Genomic DNA, 17,212 nt, shown 5'->3' with positions numbered 1-17,212 from the left:
GTTACAGGTTCGAGCGGCCGTTCGGGGGTACCGAAGGGCCGGGAAGGGGGCAAACGAGGGAAATAACCTGTTGCCCGGCGGTGTTGAAGGGTCCTTACCCGGGCTGGGTCTCGTCTGGTGTCGCCGGTCACGGCGATAGGCCGCCTTCGGCCAGGCGGGTTCACGCTGGTCGAGTCCTGGAGCGTCGTCGGCTGCGCTCGCAGGCGCCGAGGCCGCCGCGCGTCCGTTAAGACCGCGTCCGTGAAGACCGAGTCGCCCTGCTGGCGGGCCCGGTCGGACCCGGCTTGCTAGCGTCGCCGTCGATGACTTCGCGCTCACGGCACCCTGGTGGCGAATCCACCGGGCAAGCCGACCCCGGGACCGCGTCCGCCGAACTTCTCCGGAGCGAACCGGGCGCCCGCCCGCGAGCGCTCCTGCTGTCGGCGGGGCTGGTGACGGCTGGTTCGGTCGCGCTGGCCGCCGGCGCGCTGATGCCCGTCGTCCAAGGTGGCTCGCCCGGGTTCACCGCCGCTCCCTTGCTGGTCGTGCTGGCCTTGGCGCCCGCGGCGGCCGTGCTCTACGCACTGGTCGCCGGACGTCCGGGGCTCACGGCGGGCCTGGTGCTCGGGCTCACCGCGCTCGCACCCGGACGGCTGCTGCTGGATCTGCAGCTGCTCGCGGACGGTTCCCTGGCCGCGCGTCCGGAGCTGTTCCTCGCCGACAGGCTGCTCGCGTCGCCGCCGGCCGGGCCGGGGCTGTGGCCGCTGGTGGCCGGGCACCTGCTCACCCTCGCGGCCGGGGCCTTCGCCGCCGGGACCGCCCGTGACGAGGCGGAACTGGCGGGTGAGCTCGACGGGCGGCGCCGCTGGCGGCTGCTGGGGCCCGTGCTCGGTGTGGCGGGCGGGGCGGGTCTGCTGCTCGCGCCGTTCGGTTCGGGCAACGCGTACCTCCTGGCCAAGAACGCCTTCGAAGGCCCGACGGTCGCGATGGCCGGCTACCTGTTGCTCGCGGCTTTGCTTCCGCTGACGGTGCTCGTCGCCGTGAGCTCGCCATCGGCCGGGGTCGGCAAGGGCGGATTCGCGGGTGCGGGGCTGGCGGCGCTCACGGTCGGTGTCCCGCCGATGGTCGCGGGTCTGGTCGTGGACCGGCTTTCGGTCGCGCCGGGTTCGGTGGTGGTGACCATCGCCGGTCTGGCGCTGGCCGGACTGGCCTTCACCCGGTTCGACGTCGCGGAAGCGGACGATGCCGTCACCGGTGACCTGGCGGGCGAAGCCAGGCTGCCCGGGCTGTTCTGGTGGCGGCTGGCCACCGGAGGCCTGGCGCTGCTGGCCGCCGGTGCCGCGGCCGCGGGCGCGCTGGCCCCGGTGCTGAAGGCCAACGGTCCGACGCCGGTTCCCGAGACACCGGCGCGCTGGTTGCTGCTCGGTGCCGCCGTCGTGCTCGCCGTGCCCGCGCTGTTCGTTTTCGTGCCGCGGCTCTCGGCGTTCGCCAGGGGAGTCGTCGCGGCCGCGTGGGCGGGCGTCGTCCTCGCGGGCGCGGCGGTGCTGAGCGCGGCCCTGTCCGTGACCGAGGACAAGGCGGTGGACCCGGCACTGTTCGGTGTCGACCTCCCGGTGCCGTTGCCGGACAAGGCCGGCTACTCGGCGGGCTCCGGTGTCACCTGGACGTTCATCGCGCTCGTGCTGGCGGCCCTGGCCGCGCTCGCCGCGGTGATCACCGGTGTCGTGGAACGCGACGACTCCGATGAAGAAACGGACGAAACGCGCGTGAGCGGGACCTTGCTCACCCCGGTTGTCGCGGCGGCGGTGCTGGCGATCGCCGCGTTCGGCACGCCGGTGTTCGGTGCGCCCGGCTACACCGCTCCGGGTCTGTGGTCGAACTTCGGCTCCGCGTCGTGGGGGCTGCTCGGCGCGCTGGCGGTCGTCCTCGGCCTGTACGCGCTCGTCCCGCGCTCACGGCCGGTCGCCGCGGCGTCCGCCTTGGCCGGGGCGGCGCTGGTGCTCGGCCTGCGCGCGGCGGAACTGCCGCTCGTCGGCTCGGAGTACGACGGCTCGTCGGCCGGGGCCGGGTTCTGGCTCGCCTTGGGCGGAGCCGTCGTCACCCTCGTCGCGGCCGGGATGGCCGTCGCGGGTTCACGGCGGGCCGGATGACACGGCATCTCCTTCGTGTCGTGCTGGCCGAGTTCGGTGTCGAGGAAGGTTCGGCGGTCGCGCTCGGCAGGTTGCTGCGCGACGACGGCGTCGAGGTCGTCTACGCCGGCCGTCTCGACACCGTCGAACAACTCGTCAGGACGGTCGAACAGGAGGATCCGGACATCCTCGGTGTCCTGCGTGGCGCGAGCGAACCGGAAGGGCTCGCCGAAACGCTCCCCGGCGTTCTCCTCTTCGCGGTCGGTAACGGCCCGAGCGGGTTCGACAACGCCTTCGAAAGCCAGGAAGACGCGGCGAACTGGGTCTCCGGTGTGCGGTCTCACACCGTGGAAACACCGTCTGACCGCGTACGGTGACCGACTTCACCAGGTGCGGAGTCCCCTGCTTCTGCGCAGGTCGCTAACCTCGACTGGTCCGACAGCGCGGTCCGGCAACGGACCACCACAGTGGCGTGTCGTCAGGAGACTGGAGTAGTGGACCTCTACGAATACCAGGCGAGGGATCTCTTCGCCGCCCACGGAGTACCGGTTCTGCCGGGTGCCGTGGCAAACACCCCCGAAGAAGCCAAGGCCACCGCCGAGAAGATCGGCAACCAGGTCGTCATCAAGGCGCAGGTCAAGACCGGCGGCCGCGGCAAGGCCGGCGGCGTCAAGCTGGCCCAGACGCCGGATGAGGCCGCCGAGAAGGCCGAGGCGATCCTCGGTCTCGACATCAAGGGCCACATCACGCGTCGCGTGCTGGTGGCCGAAGCCTCGGACATCGCCGAGGAGTACTACTTCTCCTTCCTGCTGGACCGTGCGAACCGCACCTTCCTCGCGATGGCTTCGGCCGAAGGTGGCGTGGAGATCGAGCAGCTGGCCGTCGAGCGTCCCGAAGCGCTCGCGAAGATCCCGGTCGACGCGATCGCCGGTGTCGACAAGGCGAAGGCCGTCGAGATCCTGACCGCGGGCAAGTTCCCGGAGAAGGTCGTCGACGAGGCCGCCGACGTCGTCGTGAAGCTCTGGGAGACCTTCGTCTCCGAGGACGCGACCCTGGTCGAGGTCAACCCGCTGGTCCGCGACCCGCAGGACAAGATCATCGCCCTCGACGGCAAGGTCACCCTCGACGAGAACGCCTCGTTCCGTCAGCCGGGCCACGAGGCCCTGGTCGACAAGGACGCGGAGAACCCGCTCGAGGCGAAGGCCAAGGCCAAGGACCTCAACTACGTCAAGCTCGACGGCGAGGTCGGCATCATCGGCAACGGCGCGGGCCTCGTGATGTCCACGCTGGACGTCGTGGCCTACGCGGGCGAGAAGCACGGCGGCGTCAAGCCCGCCAACTTCCTCGACATCGGCGGCGGCGCTTCGGCCGAGGTCATGGCGGCCGGTCTGGACGTCATCCTCAACGACACCGACGTGAAGAGCGTCTTCGTCAACGTCTTCGGCGGCATCACCGCTTGCGACGCGGTCGCGAACGGCATCGTCGAGGCGCTGAAGATCCTGGGCGACGAGGCCACCAAGCCGCTCGTCGTGCGGCTGGACGGCAACAACGTCGTCGAGGGACGTCAGATCCTGGCCGACGCGAACCACCCGCTGGTCACCGTGGTGGACACAATGGACAACGCGGCCGACAAGGCCGCCGAGCTCGCCGCGGCAGGTGCGTGAGATGTCGATCTTCATCAACGAGAACAGCAAGGTCATCGTCCAGGGGCTCACCGGCTCCGAGGGCATGAAGCACGCGACCAAGATGCTGAAGTCCGGCACGAACATCGTGGGTGGCGTCAACGCCCGCAAGGCCGGTCAGACCGTCTCCATCGAGGGCAAGGACCTCACCGTGTTCGGCACGGTCGAGGAGGCCATCAAGGAGACCGGCGCCGACGTTTCGGTCATCTTCGTGCCGCCGAAGTTCGCCAAGGACGCGGTCATCGAGGCGATCGACGCCGAGATCCCGCTCGCCGTGGTGATCACCGAGGGCATCCCGGTGCACGACTCGGCCTACTTCTGGGCGCACGCGGTCGCGACCGGCAACAAGACCCGCATCATCGGGCCGAACTGCCCCGGCGTGATCAGCCCCGGCAAGTCGAACGCCGGCATCATCCCGGCCGACATCACCGGCGCGGGCCCGATCGGTCTCGTGTCGAAGTCGGGCACGCTGACCTACCAGATGATGTACGAGCTGCGTGACATCGGTTTCTCGACCGGTGTAGGCATCGGCGGCGACCCGGTCATCGGCACGACGCACATCGACGCCCTCGAGGCGTTCGAGGCCGACCCCGAGACCAAGGTCATCGTGATGATCGGCGAGATCGGCGGCGACGCCGAAGAGCGGGCCGCGGCCTACATCAAGGACAACGTGACGAAGCCGGTCGTCGGCTACGTCGCGGGCTTCACCGCGCCCGAGGGCAAGACCATGGGCCACGCCGGCGCCATCGTCTCCGGCTCCTCCGGCACGGCCGCCGCGAAGAAGGAGGCCCTCGAGGCCGCCGGCGTCAAGGTCGGGAAGACCCGAGCGAGACCGCCGTCCTGGCGCGCGAGCTGTACAACAGCCTCTGATCTCCGGAGACTGAGCTTTCCCCGGCGGGCCGGGCACCACTCTGGTGCCCGGCCCGCCCCTTTGCGCCCCGGATCGCGTTTAGCGGGCTAAACGCGATCCGGCGGTCGGGAAGGGGTTCCGCCGGGAACCTCATCGGGTGTACAGACGTCTCAGAGCCCGAGGCGTGGGGTGTCCGCGTGTGCGCTAGCGTTCGAGCATCACAGCCGCCTCGTTTGTCCCGGGAGTCCCGCGCGCCCCGGGGTGCCGGTCGAACGACAGGAGAGCATTCGGATGTCCTATCCCAGCGGTGGGCCCGGCTACCCCCAGCAGGGTGGCGGCCAGCAACACCCCAACCCCGCCTCGGGGCCTTTCCTCAGCAGCAGGCGCCGTCACCGGCCGCCCCGCTGAACCTGGCGTTGCTGCTCGCGCTCGCCGTCACCGTCCTCGGGCTGGTGCAGTTCTTCATCGGCTTCTCCGACGAGGCCGACGCCGCCGGGCAGGTCTCGGTCTTCCTCCTGGTCAGCGGTCTGCTCGCGGCCTTGCACGCGCTGCCGCGCGGCCCGAAGACGCTGCCGTTCGCCGCGCTGTTCAGCGTCATCGGCGCCTTCGGGGCACTGGACCTGGTCATCGGCTACGGAAGCGGCCGTGAGGACGTCTCGGTCCCGGGCATCCTCACCGTGGTGCTGATCCTCGGCATCCTGCAGATGCTGGTCGCGGTCGCCGCGCTGCTGTTCGAGCACGACGTCATCAAGCTGCCCGCCGCGAAGCCGCAGCAGCAGGCGCCGCAGGCCCCGTACAGCCAGCAGTTCCCGCAGCAGGGCCCGCAGGGTCCGTTCGGCCAGCAGGGGCAGCAGGGTCCGGCCGCCACGCAGGTCCAGCCGTTCCCCGCCGCGGGCCAGCAGGGGCAGCAGCCGGGTGAGCAGTCCGGTCCGTTCTCGCAGCCGGGCGGGTTCCAGCCGCCGGTGACGCAGCCGCCGGGCCAGCAGGCCACGACGTACGCGCCGCAGCAGGGCCAGTTCTTCCAGCAGCCGCCGTCCTCGTCGTCGGAGTCGGGCCAGAACCCGGGCACGCCGCCCGGTGGTTTCGGCCAGCAGAGCTGACCTTCCGAACGCGAAAACACCCGCTGTGACTCTCCGTGTCACAGCGGGTGTTTTTCTTTTCCGGGGTACCCGACCGGGTGGGTTGGGCCACGTGCCCCGGCCGGCGGCGGCGTGCCTCACCCGGACGGCCCAGTCCGGATGTCATGGTGCGGTTCATGAAGCTGCTCACCCGCGACGAACGCCCGCCGGGCGAAGAGCCGGTGAGCGACCTCGTCCCCGAGCTGGAGGTCTCCAGGGCGAAGCGGGTTCGTGTGTTGCTCGCCGCCGCCTGCGCGCCCCTGCTGTTCTCCTATTCCGCCGTCGCGTTCGTGCTCGCGGTGGTCTCGTTCGCCGCCGACCGGTCCCGGTTCTCCGCCACCGGCTCCCTGCTCGCCGCCGGCCCCGGCTGGCTCGCCTCGTGGCAGGTGGAACTCGAACTCGGCGGTCATCCGCTCGGCGTGCTGCCGCTGCTGCCGACGCTCGCCGTCGGCTGGCTCGTGGCGAGGGCGGCCGCGCGCGCCACCCGCCGCGTCGGCGGCCGGACCCCGGCGGACGCGGTCCCGGTGGTGACGGTGATCGCCGGGGCGCACGCGCTGTTCGGTGTGCTGATCGCCCTGCTGGCCGGTGGGTCGCCGATCGAAGTGAATCCGCTGACCGCTTTCTGCGTGCCGGGCCTTCTCGCCGGTCTCGCCGCCATCGCGGGACTCGCCAAGGTCTGCGGGCTCCCGGCCGTGGTGCGGGACCGGTTCGACCCGGTGGCCGTCCACGGCCTGCGGGCGGGCGCGCTCGGCCTCGCCGCGTTCATCGCCTGCGGCGCCGTGGTGTTCACCGCGGCCACCGCGCTCTCCTGGTCCACTGTGGACAGCCTGTTCGAGCCGGGCTTCGGCGCGAGCTTCGGCCTGTTCGTGCTCTCCGTGGCCTACCTGCCGAACGCGGTCGTCGCCGCGCTGTCGTTCACCACCGGGCCCGGTTTCTCGGTCGGCTCGCTGACCGTCGGGATGTTCGGCTACCAGGAAGGGAAGCTGCCCGGAGTGCCGGTGCTGGCGGGGATCCCGTCGCATCACGCTGTCTGGTGGCCGGCGTTGCTGCTCCTGCCCGCGCTGGTCGGTGCGCTGGTCGGCTGGCGGATCCGCGCGATCGACGAGGATCCGATGCTGCGCATGCGGGCGATCGCCGTCGCGGGCGCGCTGGTCGCGTTCGGGTGCGTCGTCCTCGGGACCGTCTCCGGCGGCAGGCTCGGCGACGGGCCGTTCGACCCGGTCAGCGTGCCGGTCGGGGTCGCGTCCGTGATCGCCTTCTGCTGGATCGTCGTGCCCGGCGGGTTCGTCGCGTTCTTCGCCGGACCGCACGAGGCCCCCGAACCGCCGGGTGAACCCGAGGTCGAAGACATCGCTGAAGTCGAAGAAGAAGTCGAACCGGTCGAGGAACCCGAGGCAGAAGCGCTCGAAGACGAAGAGGCCGAAGCGGAACTCGCCCGAGAGCTGGGCGAGGACGCCGACGAGGTCCCGGCGGAACCGGAGCCCGAAGCCGAGCCCGAGCAGGACGATGTCGCCGATGACGCCGATGACGCTGTGACCGAGTCCACCGACGGGTCCGGCGACGAAAGCGCCCCCGACGACGACCGTTAGGGTTGTCGCGACCAGGTGAAGCGCCGTACGCCCGAGTGCGTACCGCCGTGGCAAGGAGCCCGTTCTGGCTAGTCGGTTGGACCTGCCCACTCCGGTGAAGCTCGTCGTCCTCGCGTCCGGTTCCGGCACGCTGCTGCAAGCCGTGCTCGACGCCGTCGAAAAGCCGAACTTCCCGGCGAAGGTGGTCGCCGTCGGCGCGGACCGCACCGGGGTCGAGGCGCTGACCCGGGCCGAACGCGCCGGAGTGCCGTCGTTCACCGTGCGGATGGCCGATCACCCGGACCGCGCGGCGTGGGACAAGGCGATCACCGAAGCCGTCGCCGCCTACCAGCCGGACCTGGTCGTCTCCGCCGGGTTCATGAAGATCCTCGGCGCCGAATTCCTCGCGCGGTTCCCCGGCCGCGTGATCAACACCCATCCGGCGTTGCTGCCGTCGTTCCCCGGCGCGCACGCCGTGGCCGACGCGCTGGCGATGGCCGTCAAGGTCACCGGGTCGACGGTCCATTTCGTCGACGCCGGGGTCGACACCGGGCCGATCATCGCGCAGGAGCCGGTGATCGTGGAGCCCGACGACGACGAAAACGTCCTGCACGAGCGGATCAAGGCCGTGGAACGCAGGCTCCTGGTGGAAACGATCGAGAAACTCGGCCGGAGCGGGTGCTCGGTCGAGGGACGAAAGGTGAGGTTTTCGTGAGTACCGCACAGGGACAGCGTCCCGTCCGGCGCGCGCTGATCGGCGTCTCGGACAAGGCCGGCCTGCTCGAACTCGCCACCGGGCTGCACGCGGCGGGTGTCGAGATCGTGTCGACCGGCGGCACGGCGAAGGTCATCGCGAACGCCGGGGTGCCGGTGACGCCGGTCGAAGAGGTCACCGGGTTCCCCGAGTCGCTCGACGGCCGGGTCAAGACGCTGCACCCGCGCGTGCACGCCGGCCTGCTCGCCGACCGTGACCGCCCGGAGCACGTCGAGCAGCTCAAGCAGCTCGACATCGCGCCGTTCGACCTGCTCGTGGTCAACCTGTACCCGTTCACGCAGACCGTCGCCTCGGGTGCGAGCCCGGAAGACTGTGTCGAGAACATCGACATCGGCGGCCCGGCGATGGTGCGTGCCGCGGCGAAGAACCACAACAGTGTCGCCGTCGTGGTCGACCCGTCCCGCTACGAGTGGGTGCTGGAGCGCGTCGCGGCAGGCGGTTTCGAGCTGGCCGACCGCAAGCGGCTCGCCGCGCAGGCCTACGCGCACACGGCGGCGTACGACACCGCCGTCGCCGCCTGGTTCGCCAACGTCTACGCGCCCGCGGACGACTCCGGTTTCCCGGACTTCACCGGTGCTTCGTGGGAGCGCGGCGACGTGCTGCGCTACGGCGAGAACCCGCACCAGAAGGCCGCGCTGTACAAGCACTGGCGGCCCGGCCTCGCGCACGCGGAACAGCTGCACGGCAAGGCCATGTCGTACAACAACTACGTCGACACCGACGCCGCGCGCCGTGCCGCGTACGACTTCGAGGCCCCAGCCGTCGCGATCATCAAGCACGCCAACCCGTGCGGGATCGCGGTCGGCGAGGACATCGCCGAGGCGCACCGGAAGGCGCACGCGTGCGACCCGGTCTCGGCCTACGGCGGGGTGATCGCGACCAACCGGCCGGTGAGCCGCGAGGCCGCCGAGCAGATCTCCGAGGTGTTCACCGAGGTCGTGCTGGCGCCGGACTTCGACGCCGAGGCGCTCGAGATCCTGCAGCGCAAGAAGAACGTGCGACTGCTGAAGCTGCCCGCGATCACGTCGCCGGATCCGATCGAGTTTCGGCCGATCTCGGGCGGCATGCTGGTGCAGACCGTCGACACGATCGCCGCCGAGGGCGACGACCCGGCGAACTGGACGCTGGCCACCGGCGCGCCCGCCGACGAGCGGACGCTGGCCGACCTCGAGTTCGCGTGGCGTTCGCTGCGCGCGGTGAAGTCGAACGCGATCCTGCTGGCGAACGACGGCGCGACCGTCGGCGTCGGCATGGGCCAGGTCAACCGGGTCGACTCCTCGCGGCTCGCGGTTTCGCGGGCGGGCGACCGGGCGAAGGGTTCCGTCGCCGCTTCGGACGCCTTCTTCCCGTTCCCGGACGGGCTCGAGGTCCTGCTGGAGGCCGGCGTCCGCGCCGTCGTCCAGCCGGGCGGCTCGATCCGCGACGCCGAGGTCATCGCTGCCGCCGAGGCCGCCGGGGTCACCCTGTACCTGACCGGTACGCGCCACTTCGCCCACTGACCCGACCTGCGTTTAGCGGGCTAAACGCGATCCGCGCGCGGACCTGCGTTTAGCCCCCTAATCGCGATCCGGGGGTGCCCGCGGGTGCTCCCGGTGCCCGGCCGCGGGGGTTCGTGCCATGCTGGCCCCGGATCGCGTTTAGCCCGCGAAACGCAGGTCCGGGCGCGTGTCGCCTTTAGCGGGCTAAACGCGACGCGGACGTACGAATCGCCAGGGGAGGATCGGTGCACCAGCCGCCGCAGGGGTACGGCCAGGGGTCGGGTTACGGTCCGCCACCCGGGCAGGGAGGCTACGGGCAGCAGCCGGGTTACGGCCCGCCCGCCGGTCCCGGATACGGTCCGCCGCCCGGCTACGGCCCTCCCGGCTACGGGCAGCCGCCCAAGAAGAAAAAGACCGGGCTGATCGTCGGCCTGATCGTGGGCGTCGTGGTCCTTCTCGGCCTGGGCATCCCCGGCGCGATCTTCGGGTCGGAGTACTACTCCTCGGTCGGCAAGGCGCCGGTCTCGCAGCAGCCGCCCGCCGAGTGCGCCGTCTCCCCGGAGCTGCTGAACAAGACGTTCACCACCAGCTTCCAGGGTGTCCGCGACAACGAGATCAAAGCGGGCGACATCGTCACCAAGCAGCAGGGCTGTTCCTGGCTGCCGCCGGAGAGCGACAACGTCCACGACCGCGCCCTCCAGGTCATGGTGTATCGCCACGAGGGCCCGGACGCCGAGAAGCGTGCGGCCGAGTCGTCCACCGGGTCGGCCGCGCCGTCCGAGCGCCAGCAGCAGGTGCAGGGCATCGGCGAGAAGGCGGTCCTCGTCTCCCTCGGCACCGACAGCGCTTTCAGCGGCGCCGAGCTGCGGGTCATCCAGGGCGTGTACGTCGTCCTCGTCACCTACAAGGGCTGGGACAAAGGGTTCTTCACGAACTCGCCGATCCCGCCCGCGGAGTCCGCTGAAGTGGCGAAATCCGTGGGCGCCGAGCTCGTGAAGAACCTGCCCCGCTAGGCGTACAAGCCGTTGAGCCAGGCTGTCCACGCCTTCTCGGCTTCGTCCGCGTCGGCGTCTTCGGCGAACAGGTGGTGCCCGATGCCCACCGGCCAGCCCCAGACGTTCCGGCCGTAGAAGCGGTACAGCGCGTCTTCGGTCCGGACACCGATGAAGGCCGGCGTCAGGTAGTCGACGACGCCCTCGACGCCGGCGACTTCGAGGTACACACGGTCGCCCACGGCCTTCGCGCCTAGAGCCGCCCTCACGGTCTCGAACGCCTCCGGGGCCTTCGACGCTTCGGGCGCATCGGCCTTGAAGTACTTCGCCTGACGTCGGTTGAAATGCGTCAGGTATTCGCCCAGCGAGTGGCAGTAGAACGCCGTGTGCTGCTCGCACGCGTCGTATTCGACGTCCCAGTCGTCGAGGACGGTGGTGTGCTCGTAACGCAGGTACGTGCCCCCGTCCTTCGGTTCGAGGACGTATTCGAGCGTGTTGAACCAGCCGGTCTCGTCTTCCGCGTACGTGACGAAGCGCCGCGACGGCTTCCAGACGGTCACCATGCCGCCGTTGGGGGTGAGGCCGGACTCGGCGCCGCCGTCGCGGGGTTCGTACTGGATCGGCCAGAGCCAGCCGCCGCTGGCGGTGGTGATCGCGGCCCAGGTGTCGGCGGGTGTGGTGGGCAGGAAGCCCTCGAAGCGGACCTCGGATTCCTTTGCCATGAGCGTCCTCTCTCTTGTGTCTCATGAGAGCGACGCCTGGCCAGGCGCGTTTTCGACAACCGGATCGCGTTTAGCCCGCTAAAGGCGAAGTGATGCAGGTCACATTTCGGGATGTCGAAGTGCGGCGAGCAGCGGCGTCCCTGGGGTGTCCGCGAAGACGGCGACCCGAGGAGAGGGACATGCAGCAGAACACGATCGACGAGATCCTGAACCGCCCGCTCAGCCAGGAGCTCCTGGCCCGTGACCTGGCCCGGCTGGCCTACACCGCGGTCGACGGCACGCCGCGGGCGATCCCGATCGGCATCCACTGGAACGGCACGGAGATCGTCATGTGCACCTCGACGAACGCCCCGAAGCTGGCGTCGCTGCGCCGCAACCCGGCGGTCGCGCTGACGATCGACACCGAATCGCATCCGCCGAAGATCCTGCTTCTCCGCGGCACCGTCGAGCTGGACCACGTCGACGGCATCCCCGACGAGTACATGCAGTGGAGCGGCACCTACGAGATGACGCCGGAGCAGCGGGCCGAGTGGGAGGAGAACGTGAAAGCGCTCTACAAGAGCATGGTCCGCATCGTCATGACCCCGACCTGGGTCAAGCTCATCGACTTCGAGGAAACGCTGCCCACCGCCGTCGAAGAGCTCATCGCCCGGCAGAGCGCCTGAAGGGAGCGATCATGAAGCTGGAACACATCGGCGCCGTCGTCCACGATCTCGAGGCGGCCAAGGCCTTCTTCGTCGCGCTGGGTCTCGAATTGGAAGGCGAGGCGTCGCTCCAAGGAGACACGGTCGATCGCATCACCGGGTTGAACGGGGTGCGGACGGATATCGCGGTGCTGCGGCCGCCGGACGGTCACGGAGGAGTGGAGCTGATCAAGTACCACACTCCGGAGGGGCCGGAAGGCGATCCGCGCGCGCCGATGAACACGCCCGGTATCAGCCATTTCGTGTTCTCGGTCGAGGACATCGAAGCCACCCTCGAGCGGTTACGGCCGCACGGGGCCACGCTCGTCGGCGAGCTGGTGCGGTACGAGGACAGTTACCGGCTCTGTTACGTCCGCGGCCCGGCGGGCATCGTCGTCGAGCTGGCGGAAGAGCTCGTACGCCCGGAAGCGTAGGCGAGAAGCCGCGTCTCGACGGATTCCCGCGACGTCGCGCGCTGTCAGCATTTCCGCCATGACATTGACAGGAATCCTGGCCGCCGCGCTGATCGTCACCGGTGCGCCCGCCATCGGCACGGACGACGTCCGTGTGCACACCGGAGTGATCGAGGGTGCCCGGTACCGGGTCGAGGTGCCGTCGAACTGGAACGGCAAGTTGTTGCTGTACAACCACGGGATCTATCCGCCGGGCTACGTTCCCGAGGAGATCGAACTCGCCAACCGGGCGGAGGCGAAACCCGTTCTCCTCGGCGAGGGGTACGCGTTGGCCGCGTCGCTCTACAGCAAGCCGAACGGCTTCTCGGCCCGCGAAGCCGTCCACGATCAGACGGCACTGCTGTCCTGGTTCGACCGCACGGTCGGCCGTCCGGACCAGGTGCTCACCTGGGGAGCTTCCGGCGGCGGGCTCAACGCGGTCCTGCTGTCCGAGCGGCTCCCGCATCGGATCGACGGCGCGCTGGCGATGTGCGGTCCCGTCGCGGGCGGTTCCGCGTTGTTCGGCCAGACGCTCGATCTGGGGTTCACGGTCCGGACGCTGCTGGCGCCCGAACTGGAGATCGTCCGCATCGCCGACCCTGGGGCGAATCTCGCGAAAGCCCGTCAGGTGCTCGCGAAGGCGCTGGAATCACCCGAAGGACGGGCGCGGCTCGCTCTCGCCAACGCGTTCGCCGACGTCCCCGGCTGGTCGACGGCGCATCGTCCCCGTTCCACCGACGTGGCGGCGCAGGTCCGGCAGCAGACGGAGTTCGTCCAGGCGGTCTACGACCAGCTGGCCTGGGGTGCGCACCGGGCCGATCTGGAGGCGCAGGCCGGCGGGAATCCGACCGGGAACACCGGGGTGGACTACCGCGGCCTGCTCGCCCGGTCCAGTGAACGCGGCCTCGTGCACCAGGCCTACCGTGACGCGGGCCTGAGCCTCGACGCCGACTTGGCCGCGCTCGCCGGAGCGCCCCGGGTCCAGGCCGACAAGGCCGCCGCCCGCTGGCTCGCCCGTGCCGGGACGCCGACGGGACGTGGTCGTCAGCCCGTCGTCACGCTGCACCCGATCGGCGACGGTGTCGCCCCCGAACACGAGCGGACCTACGGCGACCGCGTCGATCCCGGCCGGATCCGGCAACTGTTCGTGAACCGGGGCGGGCACTGCCAGCACACCGCCGCGGAAGAACTGACGGCGTTGCGTGTGCTGCGGGACCGCGTCGAAACCGGACGCTGGCCATCGACGTCACCGGAACGCCTGAACGCCGAGGCGAACCGGTTCGGCCCGGAGTTCCGCTTCCTCTACGACTGGCTGCACGGTGAGCAGGGCACCGCCGCGTCCGCCTTCCGGCGGTATCACCCGGAGCCGCTTCCCCGCGCGGTCTGAGGTTGGCCGGGTCTCGTGAGTGGCGGGGACGGTTCTAACCGTCCTCGCCACTCACGAGGCTTCATTCCCCGTGGTAGCGCAGGCCGGTGCGCTTCAGGACGACCCAGCGCTCGCCGGGCCGGTCCGCCACGACCGGATACCACCGTGGAGCGACCGCGGCGGTCAGCTCGTCACCCCGGTCGACGAGGGAGCTCACCGCGGGTTCACCCACCACGATGAGCGCGGACCAGTCGACGTGCGCCAGCAGGTTGTCCTCGGTGACTCCGAACCTTTCCTCCAGCACCGTGACCAGGTCGTGCCCGGTGTCCGGGCCGGACTGGACCTCGCTGACGTCCGGGGTCTCTTCTTCGTCGACGGAATCGACATCGTCGTAGTCGTCGCCCTCGTCTTCTTCTTCCTCGTCTTCGCGTTCTTCGGACCAGACGTGGTGATCGAGCCGGTAGATGCTGTTGCTCAGGTCGAAGGCCTGTTCGTCGGTCATGCACAGCGTCACGGTCTGCCCGTCGGTCAACGTGAACGTCAGTTCGGCCTCCGGGTAGCCGCTGGTGCCGGGCTCCGCCTCGACCATGCCCGCCACGGTCCCGGCCAGCGCCGTGGGCGCCGGGCTCGTGTGCCAGTCCAGCGACGGCAGGTTCGCGGCCATCTCCAGTACGCACGTCGCGGCGGTCCAGAACGCGTCCTTGTCCCGGAAGTCCTTGCGGCTGCTGGTCAGGGTCCGGCCGCCGCCCAGCGGCTCGGTGCGGGCGTCCACCTGGCCCCGCCCGGTCCCGTTCTCCCAGATCGCGGTGACCGTGACCCGGTTGGCCAGGCGTTTGCGGTAGTTCTCGATATGGCCCTCCCTGGCGAGTTCCCAGCCGTTCACCGTCTCGGGCCAAGCGTCGTCCACTGCGGTTTCCTTTCCTGACGGGAAGACCCCCGGTCTCGGACGTGACAGGTCCGGTGATCGTTCCGGCTCGCTTGACAACCGCTGCGCCACCCGGTCTACTGGAGGTATCGAACAAGCGTTCGAAGTGCCGCCTTCCCCGTGGCACGCCGGTGCCGTCCACAAAGGACGGTCTAGGTGTCGTGGGGAGGCGAGGTCCGGTGACAGCGGAGGTGGTCGAGGCACGGGCCTTGCCGTTGGCGAGGCTGGCGGCCTTGCCGGGAGTGAGCACGGCCAGTGGCGTGGCTTCCGCGGCCGAACACGCGAGGACGACGGGAAGGGTGCTCCCGGTGTCCCCGGCGTTGTCCGGTCTGCTGCCCGCCGCGGGGCTCCGGCGCGGGAGCACCGTTTCGGTGCTGGGGTCCACGTCACTGATGCTCACTCTGCTGGCCGCCGCGACCGCCGGCGGTGCGTGGGCGGTCGCGGTCGGCCTGCCCGCGCTCGGGGTGGTCGCCGCCGCGGAGCTCGGGGTCGAGGTGGGCAGGCTGGCGCTGGTCCCCCGCCCCGGTGCCGAGTTCCCGGCGGTGACCGCGGCCTTGCTCGACGGTTTCGATCTCGTGGTCGTCGGTCCGGGGCTCGCCCGGCCCGAGGTGGCGAGGAGGCTGTCCGCCCGCGCGCGCCATCGTGGGTCGGTGCTGCTTTCGCTGGGTTCCTGGCCCGGTGCGGAGGTCGAGCTGAGCTGCCGCCGTTCGCGCTGGACGGGTTTCACCGGCGGTGGCGCGGGCTATCTGCGCGCTCGTAAGGTGGAGGTACTGGCGGGCGGCCGGGGTGCGGCGGCCCGGCCGATGTCGGCCCTGCTGCGCTTTCCCGGCCAGGGCGAGGTCGAGCGGGCCGAGTTCCCCACGACCAAGTGGGGGACGGCATGAACCCGCCGGTCCGCATGCTGGTGCTGTGGTGCCCGGACTGGCCCGCGGTCGCCGCCGCGGCCGTCGCGGGCGAACCCGTCGGCCGTCCGGCCGCGGTCTTCTCGGCGAACCGGGTAGTCGCCTGCACCGCGGTGGCCAGGGGCTACGGCGTCCGCCGTGGGATGCGGCGGCGCGAGGCCCAGTCCTGTTGCCCGGAGCTGGCGGTCTTCGGCGAGGACGAAGGTCGCGACGCCCGGCTCTTCGAATCCGTCGCACGGGCGGTGGAAGAGCTGGCCGTCGGTGTCGAGGTGGTGCGCCCGGGGATCGTCGCCGTCCCGGTCGACGGCGCGGCCGGCTACTTCGGCGGCGAGCACGGCCTCCTCGAAAGACTGGTGGACGAGGTGTCGGTGGCGGCGGGAGTGGAGAGCCAGGTCGGCGTGGCCGACGGCCTGTTCGCCGCGACGCTCGCCGCCCGCCGGTCGACGCTGGTCGAACCGGGTGGGACGGCGGAATTCCTTGCCCCGCTGCCCATCCGCGAACTCGACCAGCCCGAAGCGGGCCGCGCCGAGCTGGTCACCTTGCTCAAGCAGCTCGGTCTGCACACGCTGGGGGCCTTCGCGGCGCTCGGCGAAAGCGATGTCTCCGCGCGCTTCGGCATGGAGGGCGTGCTCGCGCATCGGCTGGCACGAGGGCGGTCCGAACGGCCGCCGTCGCGCCGCCGTCCGCCGCCGGAGCTCTCGCTCGCGAAGGCGTTCGACCCGCCGATCGACCGGGTCGACGCCGCCGCGTTCGTGGCGAAAGGCCTCGGCGAGCGCTTCCATGCCGGGCTCGCCGCGTACGGGCTGGCCTGCACCCGGCTCGGCATCTACGCCACCACCGAGACCGGCGAACAACTCGGCCGGGTGTGGCGTTGTGCCGAGCCGCTGACCCCGCTCGGCGTCGCGGACAGGGTGCGCTGGCAGTTCGAAGGCTGGCTGAAAGCCAAGGACCGCCCCCATTCCGGGGTCGTCCGGCTGCGGCTGGAGCCGGAGGAGACGGTCGAAGGCCGGTCGCTGCAGCTCGGGTTGTGGCAGGCGGGCGCGACGGGCGTGCTGCGGCCGTCCACCGAGGACGAAGACCTGTCCGGTGAGCGGGCGGGCCGCGCCCTGGTGCGGGTGCAGGGGCTGCTCGGGCCGGAGAGCGTCTTCACCGCGATGCTCGACGGTGGGCACGGCCCCGCCGAGCGCGCCCGGCTGGTGCCGTGGGGCGACAGGCGGGAGAAAACGGCGCAGGCGGACGCGAACTGGGCCGGGAGGCTCCCGTCGCCCTCCCCGGCGACGGTGTTCGCCCGGCCGGTGCCCGCCCAGGTGCTGGACGAGAACGGGCGCGTCGTGGAGATCACCGCACGGCGCCGGGTCACCGCCGCGCCGTACCTCGTGAGCTTCGAGGGAGGTGAGCCTCGCGAGGTCCTCGCTTGGGCGGGGCCGTGGTTCGTCGGTGTCCGTGCCGGGGCGGGGCACGCCCGGTCGGCGACCCGGATGCGGTTGCAGGTGCTGCTGGCCGACGGGCAGGACGCCGAGGAAGCGGTGCTGCTCCGCTTCGAGCACCACAAGAATCCGATGTGGACACTGGAAGGGAAGTACGACTGAAC

At 70.7% G+C, this 17,212-nt stretch carries 14 protein-coding genes and 2 pseudogenes; 14 read left to right on the top strand and 2 right to left on the bottom strand.

Annotation, left to right across the window (positions count from 1 at the left end):
• Positions 1 to 302 precede the first annotated feature (302 nt).
• The 9 genes and pseudogenes from MJQ72_RS37565 to MJQ72_RS37525 all read left to right on the top strand — a co-directional run bounded on the left by MJQ72_RS37565 (position 303) and on the right by MJQ72_RS37525 (position 10,592).
• Positions 303 to 2,129 carry a hypothetical protein gene (locus tag MJQ72_RS37565; protein ID WP_240595746.1) on the top strand — a complete coding sequence of 609 codons (1,827 nt, stop codon included), beginning with the start codon at positions 303 to 305 and terminating at the stop codon, positions 2,127 to 2,129.
• Complete coding sequence (locus MJQ72_RS37560; RefSeq protein WP_240595745.1) at positions 2,126 to 2,485, top strand: hypothetical protein; 360 nt, start codon at positions 2,126 to 2,128, stop codon at positions 2,483 to 2,485. Before MJQ72_RS37565 ends, MJQ72_RS37560 begins: the two co-directional genes overlap by 4 nt.
• Positions 2,486 to 2,602: 117 nt before the next feature.
• A complete protein-coding gene (gene sucC / locus MJQ72_RS37555) occupies positions 2,603 to 3,772 on the top strand; it encodes an ADP-forming succinate--CoA ligase subunit beta (RefSeq protein WP_016331197.1) in 1,170 nt (389 codons plus the stop codon).
• A gap of 1 nt (position 3,773) precedes the next feature.
• Positions 3,774 to 4,660: pseudogene (gene sucD / locus MJQ72_RS37550) on the top strand (succinate--CoA ligase subunit alpha).
• A gap of 271 nt (positions 4,661 to 4,931) precedes the next feature.
• A pseudogene (locus tag MJQ72_RS37545) lies at positions 4,932 to 5,740 on the top strand (DUF5336 domain-containing protein).
• A gap of 143 nt (positions 5,741 to 5,883) precedes the next feature.
• Positions 5,884 to 7,347, top strand: coding sequence for a DUF6350 family protein (locus tag MJQ72_RS37540; RefSeq protein ID WP_240595744.1), 1,464 nt, complete (start codon positions 5,884 to 5,886; stop codon positions 7,345 to 7,347).
• Positions 7,348 to 7,423: 76 nt separating this feature from the next.
• A complete protein-coding gene (purN, locus tag MJQ72_RS37535) occupies positions 7,424 to 8,041 on the top strand; it encodes a phosphoribosylglycinamide formyltransferase (RefSeq protein WP_016331201.1) in 618 nt (205 codons plus the stop codon).
• On the top strand, positions 8,038 to 9,600 hold the full coding sequence (gene purH / locus MJQ72_RS37530) for a bifunctional phosphoribosylaminoimidazolecarboxamide formyltransferase/IMP cyclohydrolase (RefSeq protein WP_044855652.1): 1,563 nt from the start codon (positions 8,038 to 8,040) through the stop codon (positions 9,598 to 9,600). Before purN ends, purH begins: the two co-directional genes overlap by 4 nt.
• 224 nt (positions 9,601 to 9,824) lie before the next feature.
• Complete coding sequence (locus MJQ72_RS37525) at positions 9,825 to 10,592, top strand: hypothetical protein (protein WP_240595743.1); 768 nt, start codon at positions 9,825 to 9,827, stop codon at positions 10,590 to 10,592.
• On the opposite strand, the gene MJQ72_RS37520 is transcribed toward MJQ72_RS37525, so the two are convergent.
• The gene (locus MJQ72_RS37520; RefSeq protein ID WP_240595742.1) at positions 10,589 to 11,293 is read right to left on the bottom strand and encodes an SRPBCC domain-containing protein; all 705 of its coding nucleotides are present in this window, start codon (positions 11,291 to 11,293) and stop codon (positions 10,589 to 10,591) included. The genes MJQ72_RS37525 and MJQ72_RS37520 overlap by 4 nt on opposite strands.
• A 179-nt stretch (positions 11,294 to 11,472) precedes the next feature.
• Here MJQ72_RS37520 and MJQ72_RS37515 point away from each other — a divergent pair, with 179 nt between their 5' ends.
• The 3 genes from MJQ72_RS37515 to MJQ72_RS37505 are packed head-to-tail and all read left to right on the top strand — an operon-like array spanning position 11,473 to position 13,815.
• Entirely contained in the window at positions 11,473 to 11,958 is a 486-nt protein-coding gene (locus MJQ72_RS37515; protein WP_240595741.1) for a pyridoxamine 5'-phosphate oxidase family protein, read from the top strand.
• An 11-nt stretch (positions 11,959 to 11,969) separates the two neighbouring features.
• Positions 11,970 to 12,410, top strand: a complete 441-nt coding sequence (locus MJQ72_RS37510; protein ID WP_240595740.1) for a VOC family protein — start codon at positions 11,970 to 11,972, stop codon at positions 12,408 to 12,410.
• A gap of 58 nt (positions 12,411 to 12,468) precedes the next feature.
• Positions 12,469 to 13,815: a tannase/feruloyl esterase family alpha/beta hydrolase gene (locus MJQ72_RS37505; RefSeq protein ID WP_240595739.1), complete on the top strand. Its 1,347-nt coding sequence runs from the start codon at positions 12,469 to 12,471 to the stop codon at positions 13,813 to 13,815.
• 61 nt (positions 13,816 to 13,876) lie between these two features.
• Here MJQ72_RS37505 and MJQ72_RS37500 read toward each other — a convergent pair whose 3' ends face one another.
• Positions 13,877 to 14,701, bottom strand: coding sequence for a hypothetical protein (locus MJQ72_RS37500; protein ID WP_240595738.1), 825 nt, complete (start codon positions 14,699 to 14,701; stop codon positions 13,877 to 13,879).
• 227 nt (positions 14,702 to 14,928) lie between these two features.
• Between MJQ72_RS37500 and MJQ72_RS37495 the strand changes: the two genes are divergently transcribed.
• Both MJQ72_RS37495 and MJQ72_RS37490 read left to right on the top strand, forming a co-directional pair.
• A complete protein-coding gene (locus MJQ72_RS37495; protein WP_396427024.1) occupies positions 14,929 to 15,603 on the top strand; it encodes a hypothetical protein in 675 nt (224 codons plus the stop codon).
• The gene (locus MJQ72_RS37490; protein ID WP_240595736.1) at positions 15,600 to 17,210 is read left to right on the top strand and encodes a DNA polymerase Y family protein; all 1,611 of its coding nucleotides are present in this window, start codon (positions 15,600 to 15,602) and stop codon (positions 17,208 to 17,210) included. Before MJQ72_RS37495 ends, MJQ72_RS37490 begins: the two co-directional genes overlap by 4 nt.
• The last annotated feature ends 2 nt before the right edge of the window (positions 17,211 to 17,212 follow it).

The organism is Amycolatopsis sp. EV170708-02-1, assembly GCF_022479115.1.
In the GTDB taxonomy this organism is placed as follows: domain Bacteria; phylum Actinomycetota; class Actinomycetes; order Mycobacteriales; family Pseudonocardiaceae; genus Amycolatopsis.
This window is presented reverse-complemented; position numbering and strand designations above follow the sequence as displayed.